General features: G+C 32.1%; 11 protein-coding genes. 6 read left to right on the top strand and 5 right to left on the bottom strand.

Annotated features, from left to right (window positions below; genetic code table 11):
• Positions 1-60 precede the first annotated feature (60 nt).
• The 4 genes from AC3WVA_RS28835 to AC3WVA_RS28850 all read left to right on the top strand — a co-directional run bounded on the left by AC3WVA_RS28835 (position 61) and on the right by AC3WVA_RS28850 (position 2,241).
• Positions 61-501, top strand: a complete 441-nt coding sequence (locus AC3WVA_RS28835) for a hypothetical protein (RefSeq protein ID WP_492322418.1) — start codon at positions 61-63, stop codon at positions 499-501.
• A gap of 418 nt (positions 502-919) precedes the next feature.
• Positions 920-1,132, top strand: coding sequence for a DNA translocase FtsK (locus tag AC3WVA_RS28840; RefSeq protein ID WP_154131932.1), 213 nt, complete (start codon positions 920-922; stop codon positions 1,130-1,132).
• A 399-nt stretch (positions 1,133-1,531) separates the two neighbouring features.
• Positions 1,532-1,846, top strand: a complete 315-nt coding sequence (locus tag AC3WVA_RS28845) for a hypothetical protein (protein WP_341014168.1) — start codon at positions 1,532-1,534, stop codon at positions 1,844-1,846.
• An 80-nt stretch (positions 1,847-1,926) separates the two neighbouring features.
• Positions 1,927-2,241 carry a hypothetical protein gene (locus AC3WVA_RS28850; RefSeq protein WP_098521838.1) on the top strand — a complete coding sequence of 105 codons (315 nt, stop codon included), beginning with the start codon at positions 1,927-1,929 and terminating at the stop codon, positions 2,239-2,241.
• A 78-nt stretch (positions 2,242-2,319) separates the two neighbouring features.
• Here the strand turns inward: AC3WVA_RS28850 and AC3WVA_RS28855 are convergent, their stop codons facing one another.
• Together AC3WVA_RS28855 and AC3WVA_RS28860 are read right to left on the bottom strand one after the other, a co-directional pair.
• Positions 2,320-2,532 carry a hypothetical protein gene (locus tag AC3WVA_RS28855; RefSeq protein WP_098521839.1) on the bottom strand — a complete coding sequence of 71 codons (213 nt, stop codon included), beginning with the start codon at positions 2,530-2,532 and terminating at the stop codon, positions 2,320-2,322.
• Positions 2,533-2,550: 18 nt separating this feature from the next.
• On the bottom strand, positions 2,551-2,748 hold the full coding sequence (locus AC3WVA_RS28860) for a hypothetical protein (RefSeq protein ID WP_088047510.1): 198 nt from the start codon (positions 2,746-2,748) through the stop codon (positions 2,551-2,553).
• A gap of 436 nt (positions 2,749-3,184) precedes the next feature.
• Here AC3WVA_RS28860 and AC3WVA_RS28865 point away from each other — a divergent pair, with 436 nt between their 5' ends.
• The gene (locus tag AC3WVA_RS28865; protein WP_195757018.1) at positions 3,185-3,691 is read left to right on the top strand and encodes a hypothetical protein; all 507 of its coding nucleotides are present in this window, start codon (positions 3,185-3,187) and stop codon (positions 3,689-3,691) included.
• A gap of 545 nt (positions 3,692-4,236) precedes the next feature.
• Positions 4,237-4,461 (top strand): hypothetical protein, encoded by a 225-nt coding sequence (locus AC3WVA_RS28870; protein ID WP_492322415.1) that lies wholly within the window; start codon positions 4,237-4,239, stop codon positions 4,459-4,461.
• An 866-nt stretch (positions 4,462-5,327) separates the two neighbouring features.
• Here the strand turns inward: AC3WVA_RS28870 and AC3WVA_RS28875 are convergent.
• From AC3WVA_RS28875 to AC3WVA_RS28885, 3 genes are all read right to left on the bottom strand, one after another.
• A complete protein-coding gene (locus tag AC3WVA_RS28875; RefSeq protein WP_492322416.1) occupies positions 5,328-6,605 on the bottom strand; it encodes a YncE family protein in 1,278 nt (425 codons plus the stop codon).
• A 678-nt stretch (positions 6,606-7,283) separates the two neighbouring features.
• Entirely contained in the window at positions 7,284-7,583 is a 300-nt protein-coding gene (locus AC3WVA_RS28880; protein WP_429604368.1) for a contact-dependent growth inhibition system immunity protein, read from the bottom strand.
• A gap of 85 nt (positions 7,584-7,668) precedes the next feature.
• Positions 7,669-8,157: a hypothetical protein gene (locus AC3WVA_RS28885; RefSeq protein WP_492322417.1), complete on the bottom strand. Its 489-nt coding sequence runs from the start codon at positions 8,155-8,157 to the stop codon at positions 7,669-7,671.
• Between the last annotated feature and the right edge of the window lie 394 nt (positions 8,158-8,551).

The following is an 8,551-nucleotide window of genomic DNA, read 5'->3' on the forward strand; positions in this document are numbered from 1 at the left end:
ACAGATGAAACTGCAGATGAAACTGCAGATGAAACTGCAGATGAAACCACAGATAAAACCATAGATGAAGCCACAGATGAAACCACAGATGAAACTGCAGATGAAACTGCAGATGAAACCACAGATAAAACCATAGATGAAACCACAGATGAAACTGCAGATGAAACCGCAGATGAAACTGCAGATGAAACCACAGATAAAACCATAGATGAAGCCACAGATGAAATCACAGACGAAACCATTAATAAACAGGAAAACAATACGCTAGATTCCTCGCCATTTCAAATTAACATTCCGTATTTTAATATAAAAATCACTTCAACAGAGATATTAGGTGTTGCTAAATCTGTATTTATGCAAACGCTACTTAAAAAAATTCAAGATCCGGTATTTTTAATGAATCTAATGAATAGTGAAGGTGGAAAAAAACTACTTAATTTAGCAGGTAATTTTTTTAAAGATACTAGTACGAAATCAGAAAACGATAATGATGCAAAATGATCTCAGTCTATATTAATACACATTTTTTTGGTCGCTCTAGTTTTATTGATACTATATTAAAAGGAGGATAGGAATTTTAAAAAATTCCTTCTTTTATTACAGTGATATTGTTTATTTCCCTTGTTATTATAAAGGTATCTTATATTATGAATTCAATGAAAAAAAGTGCCAGGATAATGGCCTTTGTTTGGCAGGAAATGTGTCGGTTATTTTGGAGGTAACGTGTTATATTTGTACTATAAGTAGTAATGTAAAACATTGCTCGAGAGCCTTTTGATAATTGAAAATGGATTGTTATAACTAACAAGGATGGTTGCAAATTGGACGGACAGTATTTCTTTTACATTCAATTGCAATTCACGTTACGTAGGTGAAGGAGTATGAGATTTCATTTATCGTATATTTAAGGAGAAGGACAATGGAAGAGAAGATTAAAGAATATGTAGATGGGGTTTATGAAGCTGTTAAAGAGTGGGTAATCACAAGGAAAATAATATCAACGACGATGTTACAGCGTAGATTTAGAATCGGGTATACGAGGGCTGCTCGAATTATTAATAGACTAGAAGAAAATAATATTATCGAGCCAAGAGAAGGTAGAGGACCGAGAAAAGTTTTAGCAAATAAATAGCATCCATGGGGGTGCTTTTTATATTGTAAAGAAATGTATATAAATAGTAATATTATTATAAAATAATTTTAAAATATCCGTAAAGCTTTTTATTGTATGATTATGGAGGAGGTGATTGGATGTTTGAATGGCATTCGCTAAGTGATATTATAGTTTTTATTTTTAAAGCTGGAGCCTTAGCTACAGGATTTCATTATGTGATGAAAAAATTAAAGTACCTAGCTTAATAGGTGCTTTTTCTTTTGCACAAAACAAACGAACTTAATGAATGGAAATACAGCGATGTATGAGATTTGTATTTTATTACATTTGATTTGAAATTAAATACAAAGCTTTTTAAAAGTAGCTATTTTTATTCTGTATAATAAATCTAAATTGAATTGAAAAGGGGATGTTGATGTGAGAAAAATAGATGAGTCAAAAAGACCTTTTTTCGAAACGCATGGAGAAAAGGGAACAACTTACTTTGTACATGGTTATGGGAAAGGGATAGAACAAAAGATATACTTTGGAGAATTTAACTCATTAAAAGAAGCAAGACAGTTTATTTACCGTTACGTTCATAGGAATCCTGAGTGGTTCAATGGAAATGGTGATGTGAATGAATACAATAATAAGCAGTCAAGGCCGGACGCAGATGATGCATGGCATGAAAATGTGTTCAAAAATGAATATCCAAAGCAATATAAAGATTTTGAAGGTTGGAACAAATAAAAGTAGCGAAACAGCTGCTTTTTTATTTGATAAAAAATTAACTTTAAACATTTCTTATAGCATCGAATACTTATGTAAATATGGGAAACAGATTTAATTTTTGGAATGAGGGTATCGATGTGGATATAACACATATTATGGCGAGAATAGTGGTGAATGGGAAAGATCTTCCGTTTACTTCAGTTAGAACCTCTGCGTGGATTAATGGACCTGCGAACGATTTAATTGTTACGACTAGGCAAAGAGTGAATGAACTTTATCGGTTTATGTGGTCACGTGTGCCAGTTATGCTAACAATGTATTTCCTTCAGGGTGCTGACGTGGTGAGATTTGCTAGGGTTGCTGGAGTTGATGAAAGTGTAACGGGAGAATATATATATCATTTTATTTGGTGATAAGAAAAACTTTAAGTAGCCTAACAGCTGCTTTTTTATTTTGAATAGAAAAAAGGAACCTGTAATGGCTCCTTTTCATCATGCTATCTTGTACTTATTAATTTTTCGCTTAACATCCATAAAAGCTAGTAGTGCTCCAATAGCGCAAACACCTTTAAACCAAAGAAATTCAGAAGAAAATAGTCCGCCAAAGAAAGCAACCGAGTGTACAAAACAAGTAATACCAAATAACCAAAGCATGAATTTTAATTCCTTTGAGGAATACTTATAGTTTTTAAATCTTTCCCACATATGTATCAACTCCTATTGTTATGAAGTTCTGTAGTTTTTCTTTTTAAAATCGCGCATGTTGAGGATAAAGAATAAAAGGAAGATAAAAGCTGCGATACCATTAATCCAGTAGTATGTGCCCCCTGTTGTGAAGCCGTTATAGAAGGAATAGACATTCCAAATTATAAGAAGTATTGAACAAACAGTAGAGATCATTAATGAGCTAAAACTTCTCATGATTTTCACCTCGATTCAAAATGTTAGAACTTATATATAATTCTACATTTAGATAAATAGATTTTCAAGAAGAATGAAAAAGAACCCGATGAAGTTCGGGTCCTTTCGTAAGTGATGATGTATTCTCGGCTTGGGAACTGAGAAAATACAAAAATATAATACATTGAGATTTAGAGAATTTCAATACTAAATTAGGGATTACCGCAAGGGGTAAATATGGTTAGGCAACAAAGCCTAAATTGTAAAGTGAATAATTTGTTACTATATTTAAATTTTTACAAAAAATAACCATTTTCTTCAGATTTCAAGAAGGTTTTACAAAAAAATACATAGAAGTATAATATATGATAATGAAATGAGTCGAATTTTCATCATGACTGATATCCATAATATGTTCATTTCAATTTACATGAAATACATAAAGAGGAGAGCGATTATGAAAAGGAAAATTGGTACAGCAGTCGTAGGTTTATCTGTTTTAGGATTTGGAATTTTTGGTTTTACTCATGGAAATGGTGGAGGTATTGTTCAAGCGGCTTCAGAAGGGGATGGAGGAGGAGCACCTGCATATGGTCATACACATTTCCCTGCGTCAAAATTAGAAGCTGATGGAGATCACCATTCTCCTTCGTATGCACATGGAAATACAGGAGGATCACCGTCCTATACTCATGGGCATACGGGAGCACCAGTTTATGGATATGGAGACTATCCAGCACCTTCTTTTAATGTAGGAGACACTCCGGCGCCTAAGTTAGAAGCTGATGGGGATCATGGAGGAGCGCCAACTTATACTCATGGACATTTCCCTGCACCGAAGTTAGAATCGGATGGACATACAGGAGGGGCACCGGCTCATAATATAGGAGATACATGGTCTCCTAGTTACGCACATGGAAATACAGGAGCACCAGCTAATACAGAGCCTGGTGGGGGAATTTAACGAATACTAATATAAAAGTTGTAGGTTTATATATAAGAAAAATGACTTTGTAGTTTACAAGGTCTTTTTTCTTTGTAAGAAAGTTATTCGAAGAGGAAAATAACCGAATTTCTTCCTATATTAGAGTAAAAAATAATTTATAAGTGCTAACAATTATGTAGAATAGACATAAATAATTGCTAATGTGTTGTCTTTGAAAATAGCTGTAATTAATTAAATCATACTTATACGAAATGCTCATAATATTATTCGTGATATCAATCATAATGTCTAGAATTGTGTAGTATTCAATTGAGAAATCATCAATTTAAATAGGACGCAAGTAAATTAATTGGATTAAAATTAAAGCAACAAATCAATGGTAGTAATAGTAAATCTGGATAAAATCAAGTTTTATGTATTAAAAGAGGTGAAACTGTCTCTTTTTTATTTTTAACAAAATACGGATTTTGTATAGAATTTACCGCAATAAATTCACCATGAATAAGGTTGTCTCATATCATGTGAAGATTGCTTTATTAAGATTATAAAAGGATCTGAACGTATTGGAAGATGTTTATGTGAAAATTGATAGTTTAAAGGCAGAACAAAAAGAAATTATGCGAGATATTCGTAATTTAGAAACTCGCACAACAATTAATGAGAAAGACATCGCCACAATTAATAAGCAATTAGAAAAGATTAGCATGAATACAACTTGGATTCTACGAATTATTATTAGCGTAATCACTATGTCGGTTTTGGGTTTAATATTAAAAGGGCTGATTTAAAATTTAAAAATAAAAGTACTTATTGAGAGAGGGACAAGTATCTCTCTTTATTTTTATCATTTTAGCAAAGAGGGGTCCTTTAGAATATGGCATAGGTAATCTGTACGATTGAATAGGAGACATTAGTCAGTGGTTATCGATGGTAAAGTAAACGTATATAATTTAAAAGGGAACCCATGAAACAATACAAATAATAATTTGTATGTGAACGTAAACAAGACCAAGACCGTCCTGGAGAGGAGGGGGCTTGGTCTTGTTTAGCTAAGATCACGATTTTTTAAGTAATTTTCACATTATGTTAACCATACTAATATCAAGTTCTTTAATTCAATCGTTTCAATATCGCAAGTGTATTCTTCATCCTCCACATATCGGTGGATAATCTTTATATAATCTTATCTTATGTCTAAATCACAACTGTTACTCAATCACTATCAAGTTAAAGTTTTATAATGCTCCAAAATGAAAAATACGCTATTCTTTTTGTAGAATCATAGGAATGGGTGGCGTATGTTTCATTTTGTTTTGCTAACTTGATTTTGATGTGACGTAACCTTAAGTATTTAAAAAATTAAAAAAGTCCCTCAATAATGTTAAAGGGACCTTGCTCACGCAAATGATCTGTAAATCAATTCATCTTTGATATACAGATCATTTGTATGATAATATTTATAAAGAATTGCTAAATAATGAAATTACATAAATGCTTTTAGAAGTAATTTTATTTTTTGGTTTCAGATATGACTTAATATCGTTTTTTTTCATATACACCATAAAGGCTCTCCCTCTGAAAGAGAAGGAGGGCTTTTTTTTAGGTGCCACAGAACGACATAGTTCCATCAAAACTTTCAAGGTTCCACCTTATTCTATGGGAGGACCGCAATCCCACCATTCACATCATCTAATTTGATTGAATCAACGACTATATTCGTTAGGCCATTAACCACTGAAACAGTTGAATCCGCAAAATTTGTAACATATACGCGATTTGTTAATGGATTTACTGCAACTCCAAGTGGTTGTTTCCCAACCTGAATTGTGACCATCACAATGTTTTTATCCCCATCTATAACTGATACAGTACCATCACCAAGGTTTGTAACATAGAGTCGAGATGTAAAAGGATGAGATAGATTAATTGTAATTTTTTGAGGAGAGGCTCCTACCTTGACCTCTTCAATTACTTTATGTGTAAAACCATCCACTACTAGCACGCTATTTACTGCATTATTTACAATATAAATCAGATTGTTAATAGTGTTCACCGCTAAACCAGTTGGAGAATTTAAACCCAAAATAACACCAAAAACGATATTAAGTTCCCCGTCAATAACAAAAACATTATCATCCCCGTTATTTACAACATATATCCTATTCATAATAGGATTAACGGCAATTTCGGAAGGATCTTTCCCTACTTGTATGGTATCAATCACTTGATTTAAAACTCCGTCAATCACCGAAACAGTATTTACTCCTAAATTAGCCACGTATATTTTATTTGTGACAGTATTAACTGCAATTGCTCCAGGATTAACCACTGGAATCACAGTGATAAGTGCATTGGTGAGAATGTCAATTATTGAAACTGTATCTCCGAAGCGATTTGTGACATATATGCGATTCGTAACTGGATTCACCGCAATGTCAAATGGGGTAATCCCACTCAAGACTTTTGTAATAATAAGATCTGTATTGCCATCAATCACCGAAATTGGTTCACTAGCGCCATTGAGAGGGGGAATGAGAGCCCCATTTGTAACATAAATTCTGTTCTTAGGAAGTGGGACCTGACATTCTATTATTGCTTTTTTGGATATAGAAGCAAAACCTTCTTTCACTTTAGTTGAAGCAGTTATTGATATTTCACTGGATTGTACACCAGATTTTATATCGACAACAGAGGAGAAGTTTCCCGTTTTATCAGTTTTTGCTGAAGGGATCGGATTAATTTCTGGAGAAGCGCTTTCGAACTCCACAGTAGCATCTGTAATAGGTTCTCCTCCACAAGTAACTGTTCCAAATAACTGAATAAAGCAATTTTCAGCAGGAGAAGCATCGAGAGTAATCTCTGGTATGCAGGGAGACGGTGATGTGGGTTGTTTTTGAGGCGGTTTAGGAGGCTTTTTCTTAGGGGCAGGCAAATAGCAAAACTCCTTTCAGAAAATAGATTCATTATATTAAATGCAATAAACAAAACTAGTGATAGTGTGTTTGTACTTAGTATTAATATTAAATAGAGTAGTGACTATTGATTTTTGAAGAATAGACTTTGCAGTGTTGATCCCTTTCGTTAAGAGAATTAGATTTATCCTATTCACCTACGTATGCAGTTTCTTATTCATTCCATTATATCAGTGGTTAAAAGCAATCATTATCTTTATTTCCTTTACTCCATATGTATAAAATCTCGCATAAAATAATGGCCAGCTTATAGGTTAATAATTAACACAAGGCCAACTTATGGGTAAAGCTCCTCAAAAATATATGGGTTAGAAAGCTGATGCCGATTTCCCTTTTAAAATACATTGTAAGATATATTTTACGATGTATTTTGTTGTATGTTGGAGAGTATAGGAATATTAAATAATTGTCCTGCTTTTGAGATACCTTGAGGGGATTTTTCTCGTAATGTGAAAGAAAAACAGTTTTGGGAGGTGCTGAATTATATACTTTATTTATTGGCAAGAGAGAGAAAAGAAGAAAAAAATCATGAATGAAAAGGAGGGGGATATATTATATTACGACAAATATATCTTTTGTATATGTGAAGTAGAAAAAGTAAAAGATCACCTGTAAAGGGCGGTTGAAAATCGGTCTTACTATTTATTTTTTAATGCTCTTTTTAAGAGTTCAATTATTTGTTCTAGCCATTTTATAGGAGTAAGGTTTAAAGCAGGAAAATAAATTTCGGTATTATATATGATGAATTCTTCTTTTTCATGAACAGATAAACCACTTTGTAGGAATGCTGTAATGTCTTCAATAGTATTCTCTAAACATATATTAGTAACTTCATTGATAAATTCGTTTATAGCGAATTCGAGTGATTCAATATCTTGATGGAAAGTCCCTGCTAAAAAATCACCTAATTCTTCATATTGTATGTATTTATCTTGCATGTAAACTCTCCTTTATCTTTCTGGATATCCTGTACTCATAAAACTACCATTTTATGAGAATCTATTTCCATCAATTTAATATTTTTCAAGTTTCCCAAAAACTAAAGTATTTACTAAAGTCTTTATAAGGAGATAAAAAGCTTTTTAATTCTTGACTAATATCTTCTAGATTCCCATATATATTATCTGCGGCTAAATTAATTTCCTCATTAAAATTATATAGCTGTTCATCTACATAACTAAATCCCTCACAGCAATTATTATGTATCAAATTAAATATAAATGGTTTTATTTTCAATACATTTTCTTCATTTAGAATAAATTTATCCCATAACAGTCCCAGTATTATTTTTACGGGTAATTTTCTATCATACGTTCCTTTTACATTTTTTAATTTAGGTACGATGTCAACCAACTTATCATTACTAGATAGAGAAACTTCTATAATTTCAATAGAAGGGTTATCTAATGCTTCAATTGTCTGATCAGCCCAATCAATTATTTCAGTTTTTGAAAATAAACCAATTTGTAACCCTATACTCAGAACCTCAGCTATTATTTTTATATTAGACATATATATAACTCCTTAGATTTTTTGATAATTATACCTCCCAGTAACCTAAATTTCAAAAGGTTGTTGCTAGTATGCAGTAACTACAGGGATTTTTAAACCTAGGATACCTCCACATTGTTATCAAGCCACAAAACAAAATCTCCCCTAAAACGAAAAAAAGATGAACAAAATAATAAAAAAGATTCATTTCTATTTCTTTTTTAGTTTCTATTCTTTAGTAAAAGAACTTAGTAGATGAAAAGGGTAGATTGTACAATTAATTGGGGGATAAGTATAAGTAACTTTGAACAATATTAAGTTCACCATTTTTATGATGCCGCTTTTTCTATAACGGTAAGTTCAAATTATGTTTCTATTAAATAAAAAATACATCCTTATAGGGATGTATTTTTTA

This window comes from Bacillus sp. EB106-04-02-XG92 (genome assembly GCF_058791995.1).

Coding starts and splice junctions, on each gene's coding strand:
- AC3WVA_RS28840 (WP_154131932.1), top strand. CDS start 920: ATGGAAGAGAAGATTAAAGAATATGTAGATGGGGTTTATGAAGCTGTT.
- AC3WVA_RS28850 (WP_098521838.1), top strand. CDS start 1,927: ATGGGAAACAGATTTAATTTTTGGAATGAGGGTATCGATGTGGATATA.
- AC3WVA_RS28855 (WP_098521839.1), bottom strand. CDS start 2,532: ATGTGGGAAAGATTTAAAAACTATAAGTATTCCTCAAAGGAATTAAAA.
- AC3WVA_RS28860 (WP_088047510.1), bottom strand. CDS start 2,748: ATGAGAAGTTTTAGCTCATTAATGATCTCTACTGTTTGTTCAATACTT.
- AC3WVA_RS28865 (WP_195757018.1), top strand. CDS start 3,185: ATGAAAAGGAAAATTGGTACAGCAGTCGTAGGTTTATCTGTTTTAGGA.
- AC3WVA_RS28880 (WP_429604368.1), bottom strand. CDS start 7,583: ATGCAAGATAAATACATACAATATGAAGAATTAGGTGATTTTTTAGCA.
- AC3WVA_RS28885 (WP_492322417.1), bottom strand. CDS start 8,157: ATGTCTAATATAAAAATAATAGCTGAGGTTCTGAGTATAGGGTTACAA.